We start from the raw sequence: 22,687 nt of genomic DNA, 5'->3' as shown, positions 1-22,687 counted from the left end.
GCGCAGTCGCAACGTGCAACCGCCCGGGGGCGATGCTAACGACGGCGAGTGAAGAGCCTGTTAAGGCCGAATGGGGGGGGGATGAAGGCTGAGCCGTAGCGGGCGGCTTACGCGGCCCGTGGAGGCGAGGCGACGCGTGGCCTGTCGTGTCGCATGTCGCTTCGTAGTGTCGTGTTTTGCATTTTTGGCGACATTAAGCGGATGGTGCGGGGATTGCGCAGGATGGGTTTTTTCGTTTGGCGTGAAGTGTCGAGGGGGGCGGCGTCTTGTGGCGGGGCCGGCCCCCGGTTTGAAGAACCGGGGGCTGAGGGTGCCGACGGCTGAGTGGTGGCCGCGACGTTGGGTTCGCGACGCGGAGCGTCAGCGGGTGCGTTCCCACGCGGAGCGTGGGAACGAGAGGCCGGTTGCGGCGCGGCGAAGGACCATTCGTCGGGGGTGCCGAGGCCATAGTTGTGGATGACGGGCGCCGACTTGGCACGTTCGCGGAAGACGATGGGGGTGTCGGCCATCTTTGGTTCGCGCGGGCGGTCCCAGGGGCCGAGGCTCGGGAAGCAGCAGTCGAGAGCGTGTTCGTAGGTTTTGTCGAGGTGCTTGAACAGTTCGCTGCGCGCTTCCTCGGGCGTGTTGGCGAGCGCGGTTTCCATCATTAACCGCAGCGCCTTCGTGACTTTCAGGCCCGAGGCGAGGTCGCCGCGTTTGCGGGCGTAGGTTTCGGGTTTAGTGCGCTCGAGCAGCCAGGCGGCGGCCCGCCAATGCGTTCTCGCGGCTGATTCCATCAGTTTTAAGGGGTCGGGCTTAGAGAGCTTCGCCATGCGCACTTCTTGGTCGAAGTCCTCTTCTTCTCTACGGTAGCGCTGGACTGTGCGAAGCGTCACGCCGACGCCTTGGGCCGCTTCGGCGAGCGAGTAGCTCTTTCTGACTAGCTCGCAGAATTTCACTTTCATTTCTTCGGTGAAGACGCGCTCGCGCTGGCGGATGTATTGGCGTTGCATGGGAAGGTTCTCCTCTGTTTGGAATGTGCGACTGAAGTTGTTGAATCGTTTGATTTGGTTGGTGAGTAGGTGTTTAGGCGAGTAGGTAAGGGGCGCGCTTGGCGCTGCGTGATTGTGTGATGGCGAGCCCCCCGGCTTGTCCGGGGGGGATTCGGTTGGTGGTGCGTTGCGGTCGGCGGTGCTTGGTGCGCTGCGGACGACCCCCTGGATAAACCAGGGGGCTCGCTGGCCGTAATCGCGGCGCTGCGTGCGCGGCGCTGCATGTTGCGATGTGAACTGGCGTTCACGTTAGCAGAATCGGTGGCCTAGTTTCGACAACTAAATTTGGCCGCGCGTTGGTTTTGCAATCTGCGGGATGAAGGGCGCAGCGGTTCGCCCCCGGTTTGAAGAACCGGGGGCTAAGGAAAGTGGATGCGCGGCAGATATTTGGGGATTGACGAGGGGGTGACGCGAACTGAGGTTCGCTCCGGCGGGGGCGTTGCCCCGCGGCTACTGGCGGCGCGGTTGCGGAATAGAAAATAAGAAGGCCGCGGAGCGAGGGGGAATCGCTGCCGCGGCCGGAGGGGGTGTTCGAGATGGTGCGGGCTGGCTTCCGCTGGCGCGGACGCTTCGCTTTCATATGGCGGTGCTTCTATGCTTTAGAAGTCGTACCAGATGCCGCCGCCGATTTTTTGGACGCTGTCGTCGTAGAACGAGAACTGGTCGTCCTTGCCGTTGAAGTATTCCACGCCGACGCGGAACAGGCCGGACGACGGACTGCCGCGCCACGCCCAGCCGCCTTGGATGACGCCGTTGCCGCCGAAGTTGTGTTCTTCACGCAAGTGGGCGTTGAACGCGACGAACGGGGCGCCATGCTTGCCGGTGGCGTAGCCGGGCGCCCAGTCGAAACCTAGCTGGAACTCCCACGGCTTGCCGACGTCGTAGGCGACCGCATACGCGACTTCGCCATAGACGCGGAAGTTTTCAGTGGTGTACATCGAGTGACCCCACACGATGCAGTCGCGACTGTAGTTGAGCCGCGGATAGCCTGGGTGCTTCAGCAAGTACTCGTCGCCGAGGTGCGAGCTGAGATGGTAGTAGGCGATCTTTACCTGGTGGACCGAGTCGCCCCAAGTGATCGGCACGCCGCCGCGGAAATCGTCTGAGTCGACGTCGCGGTTCTGGTCCATGTCGAGGCGGACGAGGCCGGCGCCTTCGAGGCCGAGTTGCCAACCTTCAGGCCGAGCGGTGCCGCTGGTGCCGTAGCGAATGAGGCCGACGTTGCCGCCGAGGGTGAGATCCCACAGCGCGCGCCCATGCTCGCCGTACCAGAAGGAGCGGAGGCGAGATTCTTTTTCGCCGGCGAGATACGAGCGATAGATCAAACCTTGCGGCATCACTTGCCAGGTGTAGGGCTGGCCGCTGACGAGCCCGGTGGTGCCGGAGTAGTAGCCGCCGCCGTCGCGCGGCATGGGGATGTCGGTGTAAGCAGGGAGCGGCTGCCCCATGCCGTTCGTGGCGCCGAGCGAGCCGGCGACGTAGGGATCGTTGAGGCCTGGTTCGTTGACGGGCCCGAGCGGCGGCAACGCTTCCTGACCGCCGGTGAGGACGATCGTGCCGTCGGGCGGCGCGGCTTCTTTGCGGCCGCGGCCGAAGCGTTCAGTGATGAAGCGCGGCTTCCAACCGTCGAACCAGCCTTCGTCGTCGTTGTCGGCGGCGGCGGTTGCCTCGGTGGTTGCAGCGCTTGCCGACGAGGGGGCGTCGGCCAGGCAGTAGGTCGGGGCGAGGCAGAGCCAAGCCGCAACCGCTGCCGTCAGCGGGTGGTGGAGTTTCATCGGATTGTGGGCGCCCTGGGTGGCGCGGTGGGTCGTCGGGCAGCCGAGCTCCGCCCCGAGCCGCGGGAAGGCCTGGGGCGGAGCAATCGGTTCTACCCCTGTTATCGGCGTGCTGAGAGCGTCCGTAACAACGCGAATAACCGCACCAGGGCGGAGAATCGATAAAACTTGGACGCGCGCGTTCTACGTGCGTAAAGGAGTAAAACCTTGCGGGTTGGCGGCGTGCTGGCAGATCGCAACGGTCACGCTATCACGCGCTGGTTTCCGGTTGCGGGGAGCGGCGGCGGTTCGATGGTATGAGGAAAGGCTGTGCCCACCGGAGTTCTGTGGGAGGCGTCTCCGACGCCGATTCCGCTCAACACCGCAGCGCGTCGCGGTGGCTCGAAGCCGCTTCGGGGTCAGAGACCCCTCCCACAAAATGCCGCGGCATCGCTGAAACGGCGAACGTCGTGCTCTCTCTATTACCGTCGGGCGTGCCATGAAGTCGACTCGGATGCAACTGGCGGCGGGGCTGTTGGCGATTTGCGGCCTGGCGGGGGCTGCTGGCGAGGCGGCGGCGCTGACGCCGGTGTGCCCGCCGTTGCCGAGCACCTGCGCCCAGTGGTGGGGGTACGGCTATGGCCCGGGGCATCATGCTCCGATGATCTTCACGCCAGGCGCGGCGTGCGTGAACAGCGGACCGCGGCGTGTAAAGTGGCCGGGCGGGTGCGGGCTCTCTTGCCCCGCCCCGTATGCTCCGATAGGGTGCTACGGTGCTAGCGGCGGTGCGGGCTGCGGCTGCAATGGCGCGGCTGGGTATGGTGATGGCGCGTATGGCGGAGCTTACGGGCCGGCGTATGTGGCGCCGACGCCGACGCCAGCACCGAGTGCGGGGCCGGTCGGTTATATGCAGCCAAGCTTCTCGCAGCAGATGGCGGCGCCGGCGGCGGCGCAGCGAGACGACAACCTGACGTGGCGTTAAGCCGGTTCGTCGCGGTCGCCTAGCGGGAAGAGTTGTGGGAGGGGTCTCCGACCCCGAAGCAGCGTCGCGCTACCGGTGGTCGTTCGTGGTGGTGAGCGTAATCGGCGTCGGAGACGCCTCCCACAGGGGCTAAGGCAGCCACTGGGGATGATTTGGCAGGGCTGCCGGCTCGGCGGGGGAGCTTGGCGGTATGACGCTGTTGTTTATCTATCTCAGCGAGTTGCTGGTTGGGGCGGCGTTCGTCTACGTCGTGTGGAAGTTCATTCAGCGCGGGCGCGCGCAACATCGCTTGATGGCGATGCAGGAGTTCAGCGGTCAACAGGCTGAGCTGGCGCAGCGCTTTCTGGAAGCGGCTTCACTAAGCGGCAAGCCGCGCGGGTTGCGGTGGACCGGGTGCGAGTTGCAGGGAGCGCCGCTGTTTGCCGTGGATACGGCGACAGGGGAACTTGTCGCGCTCGTGGCGGCGACCGTCAGCTTCGCGGCGATCGAAGGGGGCGGGATGGAGGAGGTCGAAGCGGTCGGCAATCTCCGCTCGGCGACCGCGACGTTTGTGTATCGTCGGCACGCGTGGGGCACGGATGGGCGCGTGATTTTTAATTTGGAGCCGGCGGAAGCGCTGGCGAAGTTTGCGGGGGCGCTGCGGGCGGTACCCACATGAAATTGTGTGGTCCCCTCCCCTCGACGGGAGCAACGAGCACGATCGCCAGTGGCGATCGAGCGCAGGCGGTAGTCCGTGTGAAGCACCGGGTTAGGGAGGGGTGATTGCAGCGGGTACCAGGGTTCTACCCCCCTCCCCAGCCCTCCCCTCCAGGGGGAGGGAGCCACAAAATTCAGTAAGAAGGTTGCGCTGCGATGATGCGTCGCGCTCGCACGCTTAGTGGTACTCGGTCTCGATGCGCACCTTATTGCGCAGCGTGCCGAGGCCGGTGACGGAGACTTCGCAGACGTCGCCTGGTTGCAGGAAGATTTGCGGGTCGCGGGCGAAGCCGACGCCAGACGGCGTGCCGGTGTAGATGAGGTCGCCCGGCAGCAGCGTGCAGACGTGCGAGAGGTAGCTCACCAGATAGTCGACCGGGAAGATCAGCTGCCGGGTGTTCGAGTCTTGCATCAACTCGCCGTTGAGCCGCATCGTGATGTCGAGTTGGCCCGGGTCGGCGATCTCGTCGCTCGTGGCGATCCAGGGGCCGAGCGGCGCGAACGAGTCGAACGACTTGCCGAGGAGCCACTGCTTGCCCGGTTTTCCTTTTTGCCAGTCGCGAGCTGAGACGTCGTTGCCGCAGCAGTAGCCGGCGACGTGGGATAGAGCGTCGGCGCGGCTGACGCGATGGGCGCGGGCCCCAATGACGACTACCAGCTCCGCTTCGTAGTCGACCTGGTTCGATTCGGGCGGCAGTTCGATCTCTGCTTCCGGTCCGCGGAGCGTCGTCGGGAACTTGCAGAAGATCACCGGTTCGTCGCCGGCTTGCGCGCCGGTTTCGGCGGCGTGGTCGGCATAGTTGAGGCCGACGCAAATGATCTTCTGCGGATCGAGGATCGGGGCGAGCAGCTTCACCTGATCGAACGGCGTGCAATGCTCGGCGGCGATGGCCCGTTCGACGATCGGCCGCACGTCGGGGCCGGCGGCGAGGATCTCTTTGATCGAACCGGGGAGCGAGGGCTCGTGGGCTTGCAGGTCGACGACCTCGAGGACGCCGGTGGAACCGGTGCGCAGTCCGCCGGCCCGCGGCGCTCCATTTGATTCAAACGTTACAAGCCGCATGATCGTCTCCGAGGCGTGATTCCGAGTCGCTGGTGAAACTGCCAGCCTATCGGTCGTCGTGCGCGGGAACAAGCGGCGGGCGTATGGGGACGGCAAGGCGGCTGCGGAGCGGGTTGTGACGGTTGCAACGGTTCGTGTTCCCCAGCGCCACATGTCGCTTGCACTTCCTGCCGTGCCGGGCATTCTCGCCGTGCGCGATTGCGCAAGAATTGTGTGTCCGCGAAGTTTGCCGGGTGGGGGCGAGTGACCTACGGTTAAGCGGGCCGAAGGTCCTCACCGTGAAGTTTTTGCGCAATCCGACCCTCAGCAGGTCGGCCCACCGTAATTATGCCCGATACCGACCACTCCTCTGTCGATCCGAACGCGACGAACTCGCCGCCGGCGGACATGCGCGCCCTTTCGACGCGGCGGCGGCTGGAGACTGAGTCGCGGGTGGCGGAAATCAGCTCGCTGCTAAGCGCTCTCGAAGAAGCGACGGCGGAAACGAAGCCGGCGCCGCGCAGCGCCAGTAACAACAATAAGAAGACGCCGGTGCCAGCGGCGCCCGCGCCTTCGCGGCCGATTGATCATCACCAAAACTCGCTCGTGCAAGTGCGGCTGGGACTCGCCAGCGGCCTGTACGCGGCGCTGCAGCACAAGCACCCGCCGACGGCGTCGCACAGCTTGCGGGTCGCGCTCGGCTGCAGCACTTGGGCGCTCTACAAGCGGCTCGACGACGAGACCCGCGACGCGATCGAAGCGGCTTCGCTGTTGCACGACGTCGGCAAAGTCTCGATCCCCGACGGCGTGCTCACGAAGACGACGGGTCTTACTCCCGAAGAAGAGGCGATGCTGCAAACGCATTGGGAGGCGGGGGTGCATATCCTCGCTTGCTGTTGCAGTTCGCAGCGCGTGCTCGACGCGGTTCGCTACGCGGGCCGGCGGTTCGACGGGCTAGGCGGCGCCTCGCCGGTGGGCGGCGACGACTTGCCGCTCGAAGCGCGGATGATCGCCATCGTCGATGCGTTCGACCAGATGACGGCCGACCCGCTGCGCGGCGAACTGCTGTCGCGGGAAGCGGCCCTGCACGAATTGTTCGTGGGCGCTGGGACGCAGTTCGATCCGATTCTGGTCAACCAGTTCATCGAGCTGTTGTCGCACGATCAAGAGTTGCTGACGCAGCAAGTCGCTGGACGCTGGCTGAACGAGCTCGGCAAGCGGCAGACCGAATTGCCGTGGTCGCAACTGCCGCCGACGGCAGCCCCAGCGGCGGCTCCGGCAGCGGTGAAAGACAATCGCTCGCTGTTCGAGCAGCAGTTGATCGACTCGATGCACGACGGCGTGATTTTCGTCGACGAGCAGCGGAACATTTTCTTGTGGAGCAAGGGCGCCGAGCGGCTCACGGGCGTGAGCAGTGCGGCGGCGCAAGGTCGGCAGTTCACGCCGAGCTTGCTCGACATGTGCAACACGGCCGGCCGGCGGGTGCGCGACGATGCGTGCCCCGTGGCGCGAGCGATTGCAACGCATGCCCAATTGCGGCAACGGCTCGAAATTTTGGGCCGTCAAGGCGAGCATGTGGCGATCGACCTGCACGCGATTCCGGTCGTGTGCCGCGACGGACACCTGCGCGGGGCGACCGTGCTGCTGCAAGATGCGCAGCCGGAAGTTTCGCTGGAAGAGCGCTGCGAAGCGCTCCATGCGGAAGTCACCAAAGACCCGATGACCAAGGTCGCCAATCGCGCGGAATTCGACCGCATGCTGGCGTTGTTCATCGAAGCGCATGAACAGGCAGGCCTCCCCTGCAGCCTGATCATGGCCGACATCGATCATTTCAAGAGCATCAACGATACGTTCGGCCACCAAGCGGGCGACGAGGCGATTATCACGGTCGCCAACGTGCTGACGCAGGCGTGTCGGTCGGGCGACTTGGTCGCGCGGTACGGCGGCGAAGAGTTTGCCGTGCTGTGCGCCGACTGCACAATGGCCGACGCGGCGGGACGCGCCGAGAACATTCGCAAGCGAGTCGCGGAAGCGAGCTTCACCAGCCTCGGCACGCGGAAGATCACTTCCAGCTTCGGCGTCGCGCAGCTGCAGTCGGGCGACACGCCCGAGACGCTGCTGCGGCGTTCGGACTCCGCGCTGCTGATGGCGAAGGAACAGGGACGCAACCAAGTGGTCCAACTCGGCAGCAAAAAAGAACAACTTCAGGCGCCGAAAAAGAAGTGGTGGGACTTCGGGTTCTTCCGCTCGACGCCGCTCATTGAAACGAAGCTGACGACCGAAGTGCCAATCGACATTGCGATCGAGAAGCTGCGCGGCTTTGTCACCGATCAGCAAGCGAAGATTATTTCGATTCGCGATAACCGCGTGGAAATTGAAATCTCGAGCGACCGCGTCGGGCAGAATCGGCGGAAGGCCGATCGGCCTAGCGCGTATCGCCTGGAGCTGGAGTTCAGCGAAGAGCGGCTCGAGAAGACCAACAGCTTCGGCCTCGCAGCGGGGAGCTACGCTCAGACCGTGATCAACGTTTCGATTCGTCCGAAGAAGCGGCGGAACCGTCGCCGGGACGATCAGATGGAACGGGCGCGGATGGCGCTGCAAAGTTTGAAATCTTACTTGATGGCCAAGGAAGTCGACGCCGACGCGCGTCCGCTGCCGGCCGGGGCGCGCTAAGCGGCCGCGGCGAGGTCATCGTGCAAATAAGTCCGGCGGACATCGCCGGCAATTCGTGGGGAGATGCGAGATGCGTGCAGAAATTCGAGAAACCGCTGAGGGAACAGGCATCGTCGGTTCGCGCCGGGCGCGCGGTCCGATGGCGAGCCCGGTGCGCAGCGACGCGAACATCGACCTGCAGCCGCATGCCGTCGACGCGGCGTTTGCCGACGAGTCGATGCCGATGCTCAAGGAGCGCGGAAGCCGCCGCGACAGTTCGCACACGGCGACGGAGTCGCAGTCGCAGGACGATTTGTTGCTGGAGTCGCTTTCGGCGCAGCTGGAGTTGTTGCACGAGCAGCAGCGCGAGATTCGGCTGTTGCTCGACCAAGCGGGTCGGCGCCGCGTGGATCGCGTGGCGAACTGAGCAGGTTGCGGCCGAGCATTCATTGGCCGAAGGCCTTCAGGATCCGGTGGAGCGGTGTGGAGCTTAGCGGACGTTGAGCAATGATATAGCCCCGAAGGGCGGAATGATGTAGCCGGGGGCGTGAGCCCCCGGTTGCCGCGCACAATGTCATTTGAAGCCCCGGATGGGCGACAGATTTCCAAGCAGCACGAATGGTGTCGCCCCGCCGGGGCTCTGCTCGTAACGGCATCGCTGTCCGGGGGCTTACGCCCCCGGCTACAACATGTCGCCCCTGTCGGGGCTACGTTAGCGCGAGTAGCATTCGGCCAAGTCGCTAGGCCTTCTGCCTAACAGAACATTAATTGCTGACTCAGTTGTCGCTCGGCTAATGGCCGGCAATTGTCAGCCATTAGCCGCTCCGGTATCTTGAGCGTTTCGCCGTCCCCGGATGAACTGGGGCTTGTTTTCGGCGATTGATCGCACGGAACGGGCGTCGCTTTCGACGCAGTCACGATACACGAGGGAGAACAGTCATGGCTTACACGCTTCCCGAGTTGCCCTACCCGAAGAACGCTCTCGAGCCGCACATCGACGCGCTGACGATGGAGATCCACCATGATCGCCATCACGCGACGTACGTCACCAAGCTGAACGAAGCGCTCGCCGGTTCGGACGTGCCGGAGCAATCGATCGAAGACCTCTGCCGCAACATCAACTCGATTCCCGAGAAGATTCGCGGCGCCGTGCGGAATAACGGCGGCGGTCACGCCAACCACTCGCTGTTTTGGTTGATCCTCAGCCCGAACGGCGGCGGCGAGCCGACCGGCGCCCTGGCCGACGCGATCAACGCCGAGCTTGGCGGCTTCGCGAAGACGAAGGAAGCCCTCACGAACGCCGCGATCACGCGGTTCGGCAGCGGCTGGTCGTGGTTGAGCGTCGATAAGAGCGGCAAGCTGCTCGTTGAGAGCACCCCGAACCAAGACAACCCCTATATGGAAGGCCGCACGCCGATCCTGGGGATCGACGTTTGGGAACACGCCTACTACTTGAAGTACCAGAACAAGCGTCCCGATTACCTGGCGGCGATCTTCAACGTCATCGACTGGAAAGCGGTGGGCGAGCGGTACGCGAAGGCGAAGGGTTAATCGCGAGGGCCGGCGTTCGCACGGTTGCGTGCGGGCGGTCTGGCGCTGTTGAAATCGTAAATGCGTCCCTCAGGCGGTTGTCTGGGGGACGCATTTTTGTGCGCTTGGTTGGTGCGCGGCGTTTGATGTTGTGCACGTTGAAGAGATGGTTGAGTGATAGCCCCGAAGGGGCGAAATGATGTAGCCGGGAGCGCAAACCCCCGGTCGCCGTGCACGATGATGATTCGAAGCCCCGGAGGGGCGATAGAATTCCAAACGGCACGAATGGCGTCGCCCCTCCGGGGCTCTGTCAACAATCTCGGAGCTGTCCGGGGGCTTGCGCCCCCGGCTACAACATGCCGCCCCTATCGGGGCTAATGACTTGCGGTGGGATTCATCCAAAACCGGCCGCGGTTATTGCTGTCACCGCTCGCACTTCGACGCGCTCACGAACGCATGCAACTGCCGTTGACGCTCGATGGGCGGCTCCTATAATCGCCCCGCGCTCAGCGAAAGATGCTGGCGCCAGAGAATCGTTGCAAGCGTTAGTTTTTTCCTCATCGCGGCGACCCGCTCGTGCCGAAGGTCCGAGTAGGAGATCGTTGCGCGAGGATGTATCGCGCCGACGCCGTCACCCCGCGACGGCGATACCCACGAATCAAGCAGGGCCAGTCGTTCAAGGATGAACGGCCGAAGCCCGACCAACGAGGCATGGAAGCCATGAAGAAGACCGCTCTCACGCTGAGCCTGTTGGCTTTGACGGCGTCGGGGTCGATCGGCTGCAAATCTGCCCCGAAGATGCCTTGGGCCAAAACGGCCAAGACGAGCGACACGGCTCTCGCCCACGCGGCGCCTGAACTGCCTTCCGACGCGGCGAAGAAAGCGGGAGCCAGCTCCACGCAACTTGCCGCTGGGACGGGTAAGCCGGCCGGCGGCTCGACCGCTGCCGCGAGCGGCGGTTATCCGAGCACCGATGCTCCGACGTTCACGCCTTCGGCGGTCGCTGCGAACGTCGTCCCGTCGATGACGGGCGCGACTGGCGCCACCGGGCCGTACAATCCATCCTCGACGCCAGCGCCGAAGACGCCGGTGGCGAGCACCGTCTCGACCATGCCCGACCGTTATGGCCAAGCCGTTGCCGACGCCGGTGCGGCTGCATCGACGGTCGCGTCGGCTGCGGCGAGCTATTCGCCGACCACGGAACTTGCGAACGCTACGCCCTACGGCGCGCCGCCGTCGGGCGGAGCGAACCTGGCTCCCGTGATGCCGGCTGCGAGCACGCCGGCGCCCTACTCTCCTGCCCCAGTGACGCCGGCGTCGACCGCCTCGGTCGCTTCGACGGCCACTGGATCGTATCGTCCAGGCGGGACGAGCAGCTACTCGGGGATGAACGTGGCGAGCTTGCCGACGTCGCCGACGAGCACGCCGGCGGCAACGACGCCTGCCGCGACTGGCGATGCAGCGGCGACGACCGCTCCGGCGAGCGCGGCGCCTGCGGGTTCAAATCGTTATTGGTAGGCGTGCGAGCATCGATTCGAAGTTGTTGAATGGCGCGCCGATGTTGCGCTTCTAGCCCCGGGCTCCGCCCGGGGGTGGCTAACCATACCGATTGGCGTTGTCTTACGAGAACGACGCCGACCCCCGGGCGGAGCCCGGGGCTAGGGATGTTCAAGCAGTCAAAACAAAAAACTCGCGGACTGGCTTTGACGCTGGCTCGCGAGTTTTGTTGTTTTATCGCTGTTCGAACGTGCTTGTGATGCGGGCCGCTTACCAGCCCATCACCATGTTCGATTCGATCGCCTTCTGCGATTGCTCTAGGTCGGAGCCAGTCTCGTGCATGTAGAGGCGGATCGCGTGGACCTTGTCGCCGCCCGACTTCGACAGGCAGTCGCGGGCCGTGTTGCAGGGATCGTTCTTGCCGCTGAGGCCCAAGGCGCTCTTGGAGATCACCCAGGTGTCGCGGGGACGCTTCGTCAACCGCAGGACGGTGTCGTGCGGGTAAGCGTTGGAAACGACGGCGGACGCTTCGTCGCTGTCGGACGCCCAGGTGATGATGATGTGGCTGTCCGTCTCGACTTCGAATAGCGGCATGGCAAGCTCCTTTCAAGACTAGCGACGCGGTGCGAACATCGCGTGGCGATGGGAATCGTGCCGGCGTCGGCGTATGGGGGATGCGAACGCACCCACTACGGCCTCTCACTGACAATTTAGAACACGGAGACGCGACGAGTCAACTTGCGGGCCGCGTTGCGGGCATTTCGCGGGCGAAAACGAGCGTCAAGCAAACCGCGGCGTGCGCTAGTTCGCGACGTCGAACAGCGACTCGCCTTCGGGAAGGGCGTCGCCTGGAGCCGCGTCGGCCACGTGCGGCCGATGCATCGGCAACTCGAACGGGTGCCGTCGCGCGGCGGACCCGTCGTGCAGGAAGAGCGTCGACACTTCGGCGCGAGCCGCCGCGCGGAGGGCGGCGTCGGCGCGAGCGAGCAACTCTTCGGACGATTCTTCGATCTCGGCTTCGACGACGCCGGCCCAGCTGCGGCGTTCGAGCGAGGCGTCGACCACCTTGAGGATTCGCTCGCCGACGATCAGGCCCCCTTCGAGCGTCGTCCGCGGGAGCAGCACGGCGAACTCTTGCGGCCCGTAGCGGGCGACGAGATCGTTGCCGCGGGCGTATTGTTCGATGAGCCGGGCGGCGCTGATCAACTGCTCGTCGCCGTCTAGTACGGCGGCGTAAGGATCGACGTCGATGCTGCAGAGGACGAGCGAGACTTTCTTTTTGCCTTCGCTCGGCGTCGAGAGGCGGGCTTGCAGGTGTTCGACCAGGGCGCGGCGATTGAGGACGCCCGTTTCGCGATCGACGCGGGCCTCGGCAAACGTCATCAGCCGGCTCTGGTGATCGCGGATTTCATCGCAGGCGACCGACAGCGAACTGGCGAGCGCCATCGTGGGGCCCATGAGTGCGTCGGCTTGAAGGCGGAGGTGCCGCCATTCTGCCGCGGTGGCGCCCTTTTGCATCGCCTCGACCTGGCCCTGGAAGCCCGCAATCGCGGCGAGTTGGCCGTTGGTTTCGGTGCGGAGACGCTGCGCGAGGTGTTCGAGGTCTTTGGCGACGCACTGCGCGCGGGCGAGTTCGATGAGCAGCGTCACCTCGGTCGGCGTCGACTGCGCCTGGCGCGTGCGGCGACCAAACGCGTAGCCCAACAGCGCCACCAGGGCGAGGGCCGTCGCATCGAAGTAGATGTTGTGGTCGGAGAAGAGTTGAGCGAGCGTCATAGCATCCGCCGTTTGCCGGAACGCGCCGCGAACGAATTGTCGGGTCGCGTTTGGGCGTTAATAGCTGTTGCGAGATCCGAAGCCGCGCATGCAGCAAAAGCCTGCGGCGGCGGTGATCCCCAGTAGCAGAAACCACTCCTGCGTATTCAGCGCAAGAATCCAACGCCAGCCATCGTGCAGACTGAGTTTGATCCATTCGCCGATCGAATCGAAGGTGCGCATCTGAGTCCAAGCTCGCGGTCGTGCGGCTCTGTGCATCGGGAAGCCGTTAAGCAAAGATAGGTCGATATGCCGGGGGAAGTGGGCGATTTCGCGTGGGAAACGCGGTGGTTTCGGGGCTCCACGGGCGGAGGCGAGTCTCATGTTAAATATGCGACTTGGTCGTCGCTTATGTGGCCTGCGGGAGCGGAGTAATCGTTACGACCGGAGGTGGTTTAGGGGGTCTCAAGAGAAATGGAACCATGAGACCCCCTCCCCTTGAGGGGAAGGGTTAGGGAGGGGGGACGGCAGTGGGTACCAGGGTTCCACCCCCTCCCCAGCCCAGTGCTACGCACTAACTACCGCCTGCGCTCGATCGCCGCTGGCGATCGTGCTCGTTACTCCCTCAAGGGGGAGGGGGCCAGATGTCTCGATAGGTCGGAGCTGCATCTGCGTGGTGAGCGACCCCCGGGCGGAGCCCGGGGCTAGGGGAGCCGCGTCCTACTCGCAGTGGACGCAGATCCGGGCGCCGGGGTAAGCGTGGGCTTGCTCGAACGCGGCGTCGGCGTCGCTGAGGTTGTAATCGGCGACTAGCAGCGAGGCGAAGGGGAACGCGGCGGCGGGGCCAGCGAGGAAGGCCACCGCCGCTTGCAGATCGCGGGGGTGGTAGTTGTGGACGCCGCGGAGCGTGATCATCCGGCGGACGATTTGCTCGGGATCGATCGGCAGCGAATCGCAATGAGCGACCGAGCCGACGAGGATCGCCGTGCCGCCGGTGCGGACGGCGGCGAGAGCGGTGGCGACCGAGGGGGTGACGCCGGCGAGTTCGAGCACGACGTCGAAGCCGATGCCGCCCGCGGCGGCGCGGAGGGCCTCGACCAGGTCGCTGCGGGCGGCGTCGAACGTCGCGTTCGCGCCGAACGCGACGGCCCGTTCGCGGCAAGCGGCTTGCGGGTCGACGGCGGCGATGTAGCTGGCGCCCGCGGCGCTCGCCATCGCGCAGGCGAATGCCCCCAGCACGCCGGCGCCGAGGACCAGCACACGCTGGCCGGCGATTGGGCCGGCGGCGCGAAGTGCCGAGGCGGCCGTGGCCCCGGCGCAGTTGGCGAGGGCCGCGATCGGCGTCGGCAGCTTCTCTGGGAGTCGCAGCCACGCGGTGTTGCGAACGAGGATGATGTGGTCCGCTAATCCGCCGCCAAGCGGCCGCTTTTCGGTCACCGCTTCGTGGCCGTACTTGTAGAGTTCGACGCACTTCTGCGGCAGGTCGCGCTCGCAAAAGTAGCACGCGCCGCAGCCGACGACGATCGACCAGGTGATGCGGTCGCCGACGCTAGCGGGCGTTCCTGCGAGGTCGACGGGAGCGGCGTCGGGGCCAAAGGCTTCGATGCGGCCGACGATTTCATGACCGAGGATCGCTGGAGTATGGCCGTGGCGGCGGCCGGCGTGGGTGTGGAGATCGCTGCGGCAGATGGTGCAGGCGAGGATGCGGACGAGGAGTTCGCCGGGGCCGAGCGGCGGCGGTTCGACGGCGGCGAGTTCGAAGGGGCGTTGCGGGCCGTGGAAGAGGATGGCTCGGCTCATGGATACTGCCTGGGAGTTCCGCGCTTGATGGAAACGCTCGCGGAGATTTGCCGCTGTCTAAATCTGTGGGAGGCGTCTCCGACGCCGAGTCCGGCTTCCACACCGAGAGGTCATGGGCCTGGAGAGCGGTCTCGGGGTCGGAGACCCCTCCCACAATCTCTACGGACAATTTCTCACTTACCGAGTTCAATCAATGGAGTAACAAAATTAAACAAGCGCTTGATTTCCTGCCGACATCCCCATAAGATGCCATTCAAGCGGTCGTTTAAAACAGTTGTTCTTGCCAGTTTTTGGGTATTCGCCAGTGCCGGACGACATCAAAACCAAGCTGATCGAAACCGCCGGAGCCTCTTTCGCTGAAAGGGGTTACGACGCTGTCGGCATCCGCGAAATCTGCCAAAACGCGGGGGCCAACGTCGCGGCGGTCAACTATCACTTCGGCGACAAGCGGGGCCTCTACCGGGCCTGTTTGGAACACGCCCAGACGTGCCGCGTCGAGGATCTCGACGACGTGAGTTGGCCCGAATCTTACACGGCCACCGACAAACTGCGAGCGTTCATCCGCCGCATGCTCGAGGAAAAGCTGAACTCGCAGCGGCCGGAGTGGCATCAGGAGTTGATGCTGCGGGAACTATCGCGGCCGAGCGAATCGTGCCGCGAGTTTGTCGAAGCGTACATCCGGCCGTCCGCCAAGACGCTCGGCGTGATCATGGCGGAGTTGTTCCCTGGCCGCGAGTGGGATCAGCAGACTTGGATGATTGGGTTCAGCATTGTGGGGCAGGTGCTGTTCTACCAACTACAGCAGCCGGTAATTCGCGTCTTGATGGGCGAGGAAGGTTTTCAGTCGCTCAACGTCGACGTGCTGACCGGGCACATCACGCGGTTTTGTTTGGCGGCGCTGGGGTACGGAGAACCATTGCTGGCGGACGCCCCGCGCGGCGAGCAAGTCAACTGAGAGCGTGCCATGAATTGGGTCGCGTGGAAAATGTTGACGGGAGATCGGGCCAAGTATTTTGGCACCGTCTTCGGCGTGGCGTTTGGCGTGTTGCTCATTTCGCAGCAGACGTCGATCTTCGTCGGCATCATTAAGCGGACGGCGAGCCAAGTGATCGACGTCCGCGAGCCCGACTTTTGGGTGATGGACCCGTACACGCAAAATGCCGACGACATCAAGCCGTTGTCGGAAAGCGATCTCTACCGCGTACGCGGCGTGTCGGGCGTCGAGTGGGCCGTGCCGCTGTACAAGGGACAGACGCGAGCGCGCACCGACACGGGGCACTTTTGGCAATCGATTCTCATTGGCGTCGATGATCAATCGCTGGTCGGCGCGCCGGTGAAGATGTTGCAAGGGAACCTTGCCGATTTGCGGCGGCCCGATTCGGTGATTATCGACGACATCGGCTACGGCTTACTTTGGCCGGGCGAGCCGAAGGTGCTGGGGCGCGAGATCGAGATGAACGATCGTCGCGCGGTCGTCGTCGGCATTTGCGACGTGTCGTCGCCGTTCTTCACGTTCCCGGTCATCTTCACGCGCTACTCGCTCGCGATGAACTATGTGCCGCCGCAGCGGCGGCAGCTTTCTTTCGTCGTCGGCCGCGTGACGCCGGGGGCGGATCAGGCGGCGGTGCTCGACGCGATCGACGAGCAAACCTCGCTGCGAGCGCTCGACAACCACGACTTCCTGTGGATGGTCGTCGGCTACTACCTGCGGAACACCGGCATTCCGGTGAACTTTGGGATCACGATCATGCTCGGGTTCCTCGTCGGCGCCGCGATCGCGGGGCAGACGTTTTACTTGTTCACGCTGGAGAACCTGAAGCAGTTCGGCGCGCTGAAAGCGATGGGGCTGCGCAACGGGCGGCTGATCGCGATGGTGCTGCTGCAGGCGACGATCGTTGGCATCATCGGCTACTGCCTCGGTATTGGGATGACGGCGGCGTTTTTCGAGTTCACGGCCGATTTGAATCCGAATTTGCGCGGGTTGTATTTGCTGCCGGAGATCGCGCTCGGCACGGCGGCGGTGGTGGTGCTGATCGTGTTGCTGGCGAGCGTGATGAGTTTGCGGAAGGTGTTGGTGTTGGAACCGGCGGTGGTGTTTAGAGGGTAAGTGCGGCGTTCGCAGCGAAGAATGTGGGAGAGATCTCCGATCCCGATGCCGCGCTGAGGAGGCGAACTGGTTGGGAGTGGTGAGCGAAATCGGCGTCGGAGACGCCTCCCACAGGGTGCCACTGGCATCTTGCCAGTGAGAAGTGGCGAGCGAGTACCCACTTCCGCACTGGCAAGATGCCAGTGGCACCCATTTAAGAGAGCTTTCTAAGAACGAAACAGGTATGAACAGCACATTGCTCGAATCGCCGATGATTGCCGAAGCCCGCGAAGTGGGCGTGCGCTGCCGCGGCGTCGTAAAGGAGTTTGGCGACGGCGAGACGCGGATTCGCGTGCTGCATGAGATCGACGTCGACGTCCTCACGAGCGAGCTGACGCTGCTCGTCGGGCCGAGTGGTTGCGGCAAGACGACGCTCATTTCGATCATAGCCGGCTTGCTCGATCCGACCGAAGGGGAAGTCGAACTTTTTGGCGAGCTACAATCGGCTCTCCGGGGGCGGCGGCTCGTTGATTTTCGCGCGGCGAACGTCGGGTTCGTGTTCCAGCAGTACAACCTCCTCCCTGCCCTGACGGCGGCGGAAAACGTGTCGGTGCCGCTGCTGATTCAAGGTTGGGCTCGCGCGAAGGCGCTGATCCGTGCGAACGAAGTCCTGGAGCAAGTCGGACTAAGCGACAAATTCCATTCGCGGCCGTCGCAGCTTTCGGGCGGGCAGCAGCAGCGCGTGGCGATCGCGCGGGCGCTGGTGCATGGGCCGCGGCTATTGGTGTGCGACGAGCCGACGGCGGCGCTCGACGCCCACTCGGGGAGGACGGTGATGGAACTGCTCAAACAAGTGGCGGTCGAGCCGGGGCGGTCGGTGATCGTCGTGACGCACGACTCGCGCGTGCTGGAGTATGGCGATCGGACGATTGAAATGGCGGATGGTCGCGTGACGAGCGTGTCGTAGCAATGTGAAGTCGAATGTTTCAATTGTCAGAGGGTGTTCAATGGGCGCCACTGGCATCTTGCCAGTGAGAAGTGCGGAGCGAGTTTCCACTTCAGCACTGGCAAGATGCCAGTGGCACCCCAAGAGTTATTGCATTGATCTAAGTTCGAAACAGTAAAAGGTCGTGCGTCATGGTTCGCAGTTTTGGATTGCCGCTGGTGGCCGTCGCGGCGTTTTCGTACATGGCGTGGCATGTGGCGAGTTCGTCGCAGGCGACGCCGCAGACCGAACCGGTGGTCGAGCCGTCGCGGGCGCCGTTTACTGAGGTCGTCGCGGGCGTGGGGCTGATTGAGCCTCGTTCGGAAAACATTGAGGTCGCGGCGATTACCCCCGGTACGGTCGTCGAGGTGAAGGTGCTCGAGGGCGCCGAGGTCACGGCGGGCGATGTGTTGTTCCGGCTCGACGATCGGCAACTTCAAGCCGAGCTGGCCGTGCAGAAGAGCTTGCTGGCCGAGGCGGAGGCGACGCTTGGCCGTTGGCAGCAAATGCCGCGGCAAGAGGATGTGCCGCCGAGCGAGGCGCGGGTGAAGAAGTTTCAGGCTGATGTTGAGTTGCGGCGCGATCAACTCCACCGCACGCGAACGCTCGTGGCGAAGAACGCGATGGCGGAGCAGGAGCTCGTCGAGCGCGAGCAGGCTTATCAGGCGGCGCAGGCCGAGCTGACGCAATCGCTCGCCGAGGATGCCCGGCTCAAGGCGGGGGCGTGGAAGGCCGACGTCGCCGTGGCGCGGGCGCAGGTCGAGCGGATGGAAGCGCAAGTCGCGCAAGCCCGCGTCGAGATCGATCGGCTGGCGGTGCGGTCGCCAATTGCCGGTCGGGTGCTGAAGGTCGACGTGCGGCCGGGCGAGTACGTCGGCACGCCGCCGGGCAAGCCGCTGGTGGTGCTGGGCGACGTGTCGAAGCTGCACGTGCGGGTCGACATCGACGAGCAAGATCTGCCGCGACTCGAACCGGGGATGCCAGGCGAAGGCTTCGTCCGCGGCGACGCCGATCACCCGCTCAAGCTATCGTTCGTGAGGATCGAACCGTTTACCGAGCCGAAGCGTTCGCTGACGGGTTTCGGCAACGAGCGGATCGACACGCGGGTGCTGCAGGTGATTTACGCCGTCGAGTCGGCGCCGCGCGAGGTGTACGTGGGGCAGCAGATCGACGTGTTCTTGGATAAGTCGAAAGGTCGCGTCGAGACGGCGGCCGTGGGGCGATGATCGCGTAGGGTGGGGGCTTGCACGCACCTTGGACGTGGAGAGGAGATTGCACGCCTCCGTTGGTTTTGAAGAGCGAAGCCATCGCTTCGATGCTTGATCGAACGGCTGAGCGGCGTCAGATTGGTGGCGTGCGAGATGAGTGCGAGCACCCATCCTACGAATCTTGTCACCCATATAATAAATCATGCCGTCAATACGTCTGGTCGAAATTACTGATCAACTTCTTGAAGCGTCGCGCGAATCGCAGGTGGCGCTCGAAGCATACGCGCACGCTGCGCTTGGCTCGATGGCGGCGGAGATTTTGGAGGTCGTCGCCCAGACCGGCGAGTTTCTCAAAGCAAAACCGCGGCCGGCGCCGTGGGGGTGCTATCTTGCCGTCGACGACGCCGTCGCGCAGCTGATCGGCACGTGCGGCTTCAAGGCGGGGCCGACGGCGGATCGGCTGGTCGAGATCGCGTACTACACATTCCCGGCCTACGAAGGACGCGGCTACGCGACGGCGATGGCCGCCGAGCTCAAGCGACTTGGCGCTGGCTGGAATGTGATCGCGCACACGCTGCCGGAGCGGAACGCTTCGTGCCGGGTGTTGGAGAAGAACAGGTTTGCGCTCGCGGGCGAGGTGGTCGACCCGGAGGATGGCCCGGTGTGGCTGTGGACGCTTAAGAAATGAGCGACGCCCACACTCGCGAACTGACGTGCTAGGCAAGTTCTGGTCTCCAGCTCAGCGCCGAACCGAGCATCCGCCAATTGTGTCGTTGACGTGACAGCCGCGACGGCTGATAACGACGACGGCAGTGGTGCGAGCAACATGGCGATTGCGTTCTACTCGGTGGCGGAGCCGTTCGGCGAGTTTTCCAACTTTGCTCCGTACGGGGTCGAGCTCGACGGGCGTTGGTATCCGACGGTCGAGCATTATTTCCAGGCGATGAAGTTTCGCGACGCCGGCCATGCGGAAGCGATTCGGCGCGCGGCGAATCCGAAGCTGGCGAAGCAGCTGGGCCATTCGCGCAGGATTCCGCTGCGCGACGATTGGGAAGCGGCGAAGGTCGAGGTGATGCGGACAGCAGTGCGGAAGAAGTTTGCGACGCACCCGGCTCTCGCGGCGCTCTTGCTGGGAACCGGCGATGCGGAACTGATCGAGGCGGCGCCGTCGGACTATTTTTGGGGGTGTGGCCAACACGGCGGCGGGCAGAATTGGCTTGGCCGGATTCTGATGGAAGTGCGTGCCGAGTTGCGAAGCCAAGCAGAGGGCTAACGACACACTGGGATCGCGGCGCGCCGCTGGCGGCGATCGCTTTTACACGGTTTGAGCGTGACAACTCGCGCCGCGACGATGTGGCTTAATCGCCTCATCGCACGACGCCGGCTTTGGCACGGAAGTCGCAGCCAACTTACGTTCTCGTCTGTTTGCTGGTGCTCGTCGGCCGCTGTGGACGCCGCCCCATTTGAGAGAATTGCTGAGAAGGTTTGGAATCAAGCGGTTTCGTCACCTGATCGTCTGGCGCTCGATGGCACATCGGTTTGGTTGTGTTCGATGCAGCGGAGCGCAGTTGGCGATCAGCTGGACGACAGTAAGTCGTCGGAGTGACGCGACGGCGATTTCTGCATAGGGAACGATTGAAACGACTAGACTGGTTCCACTGGCTGCTAACTCAATTGATTACTTGTGTTTGACGTCTCTCGCAAAGGCGCGAAGGCGCAAAGAAAACGCAAAGAATAGATGAAAGGGGGAGTGCGTGAGTTACGAAAAATTCATTAATTGATTTCTTGGTTCAATTGATTCCCACTGTTCAGTCTTTTGTCTTTCTTGGCGATCCTTTGCGTCTTTGCGGCTTGGCGAGAAACTTACCGCTCAGCCGCCCGAAATAAATTCTCACGCACTCGTAAGTCGTATGATTGAGTAGTGCGTGGCTTGCCTGTTCCTGCTCCCCTCCCCTGCCTGCTCCTCACCCCTATACTCCCACCGATAGTATCATGGCTCTGCGCATCGCTTTCACCGGCGGGCCGCTCGACGGCTCGGTGATGGCGGCCGCCGACGAGCGGCCGTCCTCCAATGTTTGGCTCGATCTGCCCCGCTACGTGTTTCGCGTTACGCGTCACGGGCGCGAGGGGGCGAGTTTCGATATCTACCACCCTGCCGAGCTGCAGTCCGTAAGGCAGTTCGGTCGGCAGCTGCCGCTGCACCAGTACCGGATCAGGTTGCGCGTTATCGCCGACGATTCGACGATTTTGGTGAAGGCGGAGTACGTCGGCCTCACCGGTCGCAGCATTCCGCCGACGCTGCAAGGGATCCGCGAATGGGCCGGCGAGGGGCCGGCGGCGGAGGCGCCGCGGATCTACGAGGCGCCGCCGCTGGACGAGGGAACGGCGTCGGTCGCGGCCCTCGCCGTGCGGAAATTGGCGTGAATCTTGCTCGTTGAGCCTCTGATGAGCGAGACTGTTGGGCGATGGGTTCAGCAGTCGGGGTTCAGGGTTCAGGAGGGCGATGCGAGATGAGTGCGACGACTTATAAGGATCGCGCGGCGATTGCTGCTGCGTTGGAGCGTGCGAAGCGGGAGTTCAGTGCGCAAGAGTTGAGCGTGCTGCAGCGGGCGGTTGAGAGTCTCAGTCGGCACGCGCTCGTGACGCTCAAGGAGATCGCGCCGGGGTCGGAGCCGGACGATACGTGGGTGCCGATCACCGATATCGTCGACAGCGACGATCGGCCCGACGACATGACGGCGGTGAGTGCATCGGCGAGCGAGTTGCAAACGCTCGACCTGGTCGAAATCGAACCGCCGTCGGCGGGGAATGCGGCGCGGATCGACGTGCTGCGATTTCGAGCGACGGAATTGGGGCGGCGGTTTGCGAACGCCGCGTTGTAACGATAGCACCGAAACTCGGGCTTCGTTCTCAACATTTTTCTGCTGCGTCTCCGCGCCTCGCGCGAGTATACTCCCAGTCGCCGTCTCGTCATTGATCGCAGATCTTGGCTATTGGGAGACTTTCGATGCGAACGTTCTGTTTGCTTCTCGTCGGCGTTGCCGTCGGTTGGACTGCGTCTGGGATTGATTGGACGCTTCGCGCCTTCGCCGATGAGGAAGTGAAGGAGGTCGTTCCGCCGCTGCCGCACGACCCGCTCATACCGGAGGCGTCGCTGCCGAAATCGGATAAGTCGCTGCTAGCGGAAGAGCCGACGGCGCCGATCGGCGCGATCCGGACGCGCTTCATCGAGGAGCGGATTGTCGCCGACGCCGACGGGCGGAAACAAATTGTGCGGGAGGAGCGGCTCGTACCGCCGGGTTGCCCGCAGTGCCAGGGGGCTGGCAGCGCGGGGCGGTACCAGGCGACGGCCTACGGAGCGATCGGCGGGCACGGCTGCTACATCGTCGACACGGCTTCGGGGCAGGTATTCCACTCGGCGAATGGACAACCGCCGATCGCGGTTGGGTATCCGCTCACTTCTTACGGACCAGTAGCGGCGCCGATCACGTCACAGGAATCTGCCGAGCGCGTCGAACCTGGAGCGCCGATTCGTTACCCGCAGACCCCGCATCCTGAACCGGCGCTCATGCCGCGCACCACGCCGCCGTCGTATCGCGAACCGGTGGTGCCGCAGCCGCAGGCTCGTGCGGCGGATTGATTTGTTCTTAGCCCCGGGCTCCGCCCGGG

The 22,687-nt window shown here is 64.0% G+C and carries 22 protein-coding genes; 15 read left to right on the top strand and 7 right to left on the bottom strand.

Annotated features, from left to right (window positions below):
* Positions 1–107: 107 nt before the first annotated feature.
* Together PLANPX_RS14780 and PLANPX_RS14775 are read right to left on the bottom strand one after the other, a co-directional pair.
* On the bottom strand, positions 108–992 hold the full coding sequence (locus tag PLANPX_RS14780; RefSeq protein WP_152099477.1) for a hypothetical protein: 885 nt from the start codon (positions 990–992) through the stop codon (positions 108–110).
* Between the two features lie 638 nt (positions 993–1,630).
* A complete protein-coding gene (locus tag PLANPX_RS14775; RefSeq protein ID WP_152099476.1) occupies positions 1,631–2,806 on the bottom strand; it encodes a DUF1207 domain-containing protein in 1,176 nt (391 codons plus the stop codon).
* A gap of 478 nt (positions 2,807–3,284) precedes the next feature.
* Here PLANPX_RS14775 and PLANPX_RS14770 point away from each other — a divergent pair, with 478 nt between their 5' ends.
* Together PLANPX_RS14770 and PLANPX_RS14765 are read left to right on the top strand one after the other, a co-directional pair.
* Positions 3,285–3,767, top strand: a complete 483-nt coding sequence (locus tag PLANPX_RS14770) for a hypothetical protein (RefSeq protein ID WP_194175106.1) — start codon at positions 3,285–3,287, stop codon at positions 3,765–3,767.
* Between the two features lie 190 nt (positions 3,768–3,957).
* Positions 3,958–4,425, top strand: coding sequence for a hypothetical protein (locus tag PLANPX_RS14765; RefSeq protein ID WP_152099475.1), 468 nt, complete (start codon positions 3,958–3,960; stop codon positions 4,423–4,425).
* A 216-nt stretch (positions 4,426–4,641) separates the two neighbouring features.
* Here the strand turns inward: PLANPX_RS14765 and PLANPX_RS14760 are convergent, their stop codons facing one another.
* A complete protein-coding gene (locus PLANPX_RS14760; RefSeq protein ID WP_152099474.1) occupies positions 4,642–5,526 on the bottom strand; it encodes a fumarylacetoacetate hydrolase family protein in 885 nt (294 codons plus the stop codon).
* A gap of 327 nt (positions 5,527–5,853) precedes the next feature.
* Here PLANPX_RS14760 and PLANPX_RS14755 point away from each other — a divergent pair, with 327 nt between their 5' ends.
* From PLANPX_RS14755 to PLANPX_RS27405, 4 genes are all read left to right on the top strand, one after another.
* The gene (locus PLANPX_RS14755) at positions 5,854–8,178 is read left to right on the top strand and encodes a diguanylate cyclase domain-containing protein (protein ID WP_152099473.1); all 2,325 of its coding nucleotides are present in this window, start codon (positions 5,854–5,856) and stop codon (positions 8,176–8,178) included.
* A gap of 70 nt (positions 8,179–8,248) precedes the next feature.
* On the top strand, positions 8,249–8,584 hold the full coding sequence (locus PLANPX_RS14750) for a hypothetical protein (protein ID WP_152099472.1): 336 nt from the start codon (positions 8,249–8,251) through the stop codon (positions 8,582–8,584).
* 512 nt (positions 8,585–9,096) lie between these two features.
* A complete protein-coding gene (locus tag PLANPX_RS14745; RefSeq protein ID WP_152099471.1) occupies positions 9,097–9,708 on the top strand; it encodes a superoxide dismutase in 612 nt (203 codons plus the stop codon).
* 699 nt (positions 9,709–10,407) lie between these two features.
* Entirely contained in the window at positions 10,408–11,205 is a 798-nt protein-coding gene (locus PLANPX_RS27405; RefSeq protein WP_172992076.1) for a hypothetical protein, read from the top strand.
* Positions 11,206–11,454: 249 nt separating this feature from the next.
* On the opposite strand, the gene PLANPX_RS14735 is transcribed toward PLANPX_RS27405, so the two are convergent.
* The 4 genes from PLANPX_RS14735 to PLANPX_RS14725 form a co-directional block, all read right to left on the bottom strand.
* On the bottom strand, positions 11,455–11,778 hold the full coding sequence (locus tag PLANPX_RS14735; RefSeq protein ID WP_152099470.1) for a DUF6793 family protein: 324 nt from the start codon (positions 11,776–11,778) through the stop codon (positions 11,455–11,457).
* 207 nt (positions 11,779–11,985) lie between these two features.
* The gene (locus PLANPX_RS14730; protein WP_152099469.1) at positions 11,986–12,960 is read right to left on the bottom strand and encodes a GGDEF domain-containing protein; all 975 of its coding nucleotides are present in this window, start codon (positions 12,958–12,960) and stop codon (positions 11,986–11,988) included.
* 57 nt (positions 12,961–13,017) lie between these two features.
* The gene (locus PLANPX_RS27400; protein ID WP_172992075.1) at positions 13,018–13,182 is read right to left on the bottom strand and encodes a hypothetical protein; all 165 of its coding nucleotides are present in this window, start codon (positions 13,180–13,182) and stop codon (positions 13,018–13,020) included.
* Between the two features lie 477 nt (positions 13,183–13,659).
* The gene (locus PLANPX_RS14725) at positions 13,660–14,739 is read right to left on the bottom strand and encodes a zinc-binding dehydrogenase (protein WP_152099468.1); all 1,080 of its coding nucleotides are present in this window, start codon (positions 14,737–14,739) and stop codon (positions 13,660–13,662) included.
* 304 nt (positions 14,740–15,043) lie between these two features.
* Between PLANPX_RS14725 and PLANPX_RS14720 the strand changes: the two genes are divergently transcribed.
* From PLANPX_RS14720 to PLANPX_RS14680, 9 genes are all read left to right on the top strand, one after another.
* Positions 15,044–15,694: a CerR family C-terminal domain-containing protein gene (locus tag PLANPX_RS14720; protein WP_152099467.1), complete on the top strand. Its 651-nt coding sequence runs from the start codon at positions 15,044–15,046 to the stop codon at positions 15,692–15,694.
* Between the two features lie 9 nt (positions 15,695–15,703).
* Positions 15,704–16,846, top strand: a complete 1,143-nt coding sequence (locus tag PLANPX_RS14715; protein ID WP_152099466.1) for an ABC transporter permease — start codon at positions 15,704–15,706, stop codon at positions 16,844–16,846.
* Between the two features lie 223 nt (positions 16,847–17,069).
* Complete coding sequence (locus PLANPX_RS14710) at positions 17,070–17,792, top strand: ABC transporter ATP-binding protein (protein ID WP_152099465.1); 723 nt, start codon at positions 17,070–17,072, stop codon at positions 17,790–17,792.
* Between the two features lie 170 nt (positions 17,793–17,962).
* Entirely contained in the window at positions 17,963–19,036 is a 1,074-nt protein-coding gene (locus tag PLANPX_RS14705; RefSeq protein WP_152099464.1) for an HlyD family secretion protein, read from the top strand.
* 184 nt (positions 19,037–19,220) lie between these two features.
* A complete protein-coding gene (locus PLANPX_RS14700; RefSeq protein WP_152099463.1) occupies positions 19,221–19,706 on the top strand; it encodes a GNAT family N-acetyltransferase in 486 nt (161 codons plus the stop codon).
* A 90-nt stretch (positions 19,707–19,796) separates the two neighbouring features.
* Positions 19,797–20,291, top strand: a complete 495-nt coding sequence (locus PLANPX_RS14695; RefSeq protein ID WP_232536123.1) for an NADAR family protein — start codon at positions 19,797–19,799, stop codon at positions 20,289–20,291.
* Between the two features lie 719 nt (positions 20,292–21,010).
* Entirely contained in the window at positions 21,011–21,442 is a 432-nt protein-coding gene (locus PLANPX_RS14690) for a hypothetical protein (protein ID WP_152099462.1), read from the top strand.
* 86 nt (positions 21,443–21,528) lie between these two features.
* A complete protein-coding gene (locus PLANPX_RS14685; RefSeq protein ID WP_152099461.1) occupies positions 21,529–21,900 on the top strand; it encodes a hypothetical protein in 372 nt (123 codons plus the stop codon).
* Between the two features lie 125 nt (positions 21,901–22,025).
* Entirely contained in the window at positions 22,026–22,658 is a 633-nt protein-coding gene (locus PLANPX_RS14680) for a hypothetical protein (protein WP_152099460.1), read from the top strand.
* Positions 22,659–22,687: the final 29 nt, after the last annotated feature.

Origin of the sequence: Lacipirellula parvula (genome assembly GCF_009177095.1) — a bacterium.
Taxonomy (GTDB): Bacteria; Planctomycetota; Planctomycetia; order Pirellulales; family Lacipirellulaceae; genus Lacipirellula; species Lacipirellula parvula.
Note: the sequence above shows the minus strand (reverse complement) of the source record. Positions and strands in the feature narration are given on the sequence as shown.

What these genes read in the sequence shown, in the direction of transcription:
- PLANPX_RS14780 (WP_152099477.1), bottom strand. Translation starts at nt 992, where the DNA reads ATGCAACGCCAATACATCCGCCAGCGCGAGCGCGTCTTCACCGAAGAA.
- PLANPX_RS14775 (WP_152099476.1), bottom strand. Translation starts at nt 2,806, where the DNA reads ATGAAACTCCACCACCCGCTGACGGCAGCGGTTGCGGCTTGGCTCTGC.
- PLANPX_RS14770 (WP_194175106.1), top strand. Translation starts at nt 3,285, where the DNA reads ATGAAGTCGACTCGGATGCAACTGGCGGCGGGGCTGTTGGCGATTTGC.
- PLANPX_RS14765 (WP_152099475.1), top strand. Translation starts at nt 3,958, where the DNA reads ATGACGCTGTTGTTTATCTATCTCAGCGAGTTGCTGGTTGGGGCGGCG.
- PLANPX_RS14760 (WP_152099474.1), bottom strand. Translation starts at nt 5,526, where the DNA reads ATGCGGCTTGTAACGTTTGAATCAAATGGAGCGCCGCGGGCCGGCGGA.
- PLANPX_RS14755 (WP_152099473.1), top strand. Translation starts at nt 5,854, where the DNA reads ATGCCCGATACCGACCACTCCTCTGTCGATCCGAACGCGACGAACTCG.
- PLANPX_RS14750 (WP_152099472.1), top strand. Translation starts at nt 8,249, where the DNA reads ATGCGTGCAGAAATTCGAGAAACCGCTGAGGGAACAGGCATCGTCGGT.
- PLANPX_RS14745 (WP_152099471.1), top strand. Translation starts at nt 9,097, where the DNA reads ATGGCTTACACGCTTCCCGAGTTGCCCTACCCGAAGAACGCTCTCGAG.
- PLANPX_RS27405 (WP_172992076.1), top strand. Translation starts at nt 10,408, where the DNA reads ATGAAGAAGACCGCTCTCACGCTGAGCCTGTTGGCTTTGACGGCGTCG.
- PLANPX_RS14735 (WP_152099470.1), bottom strand. Translation starts at nt 11,778, where the DNA reads ATGCCGCTATTCGAAGTCGAGACGGACAGCCACATCATCATCACCTGG.
- PLANPX_RS14730 (WP_152099469.1), bottom strand. Translation starts at nt 12,960, where the DNA reads ATGACGCTCGCTCAACTCTTCTCCGACCACAACATCTACTTCGATGCG.
- PLANPX_RS27400 (WP_172992075.1), bottom strand. Translation starts at nt 13,182, where the DNA reads ATGCGCACCTTCGATTCGATCGGCGAATGGATCAAACTCAGTCTGCAC.
- PLANPX_RS14725 (WP_152099468.1), bottom strand. Translation starts at nt 14,739, where the DNA reads ATGAGCCGAGCCATCCTCTTCCACGGCCCGCAACGCCCCTTCGAACTC.
- PLANPX_RS14715 (WP_152099466.1), top strand. Translation starts at nt 15,704, where the DNA reads ATGAATTGGGTCGCGTGGAAAATGTTGACGGGAGATCGGGCCAAGTAT.
- PLANPX_RS14710 (WP_152099465.1), top strand. Translation starts at nt 17,070, where the DNA reads ATGAACAGCACATTGCTCGAATCGCCGATGATTGCCGAAGCCCGCGAA.
- PLANPX_RS14705 (WP_152099464.1), top strand. Translation starts at nt 17,963, where the DNA reads ATGGTTCGCAGTTTTGGATTGCCGCTGGTGGCCGTCGCGGCGTTTTCG.
- PLANPX_RS14700 (WP_152099463.1), top strand. Translation starts at nt 19,221, where the DNA reads ATGCCGTCAATACGTCTGGTCGAAATTACTGATCAACTTCTTGAAGCG.
- PLANPX_RS14690 (WP_152099462.1), top strand. Translation starts at nt 21,011, where the DNA reads ATGGCTCTGCGCATCGCTTTCACCGGCGGGCCGCTCGACGGCTCGGTG.
- PLANPX_RS14685 (WP_152099461.1), top strand. Translation starts at nt 21,529, where the DNA reads ATGAGTGCGACGACTTATAAGGATCGCGCGGCGATTGCTGCTGCGTTG.
- PLANPX_RS14680 (WP_152099460.1), top strand. Translation starts at nt 22,026, where the DNA reads ATGCGAACGTTCTGTTTGCTTCTCGTCGGCGTTGCCGTCGGTTGGACT.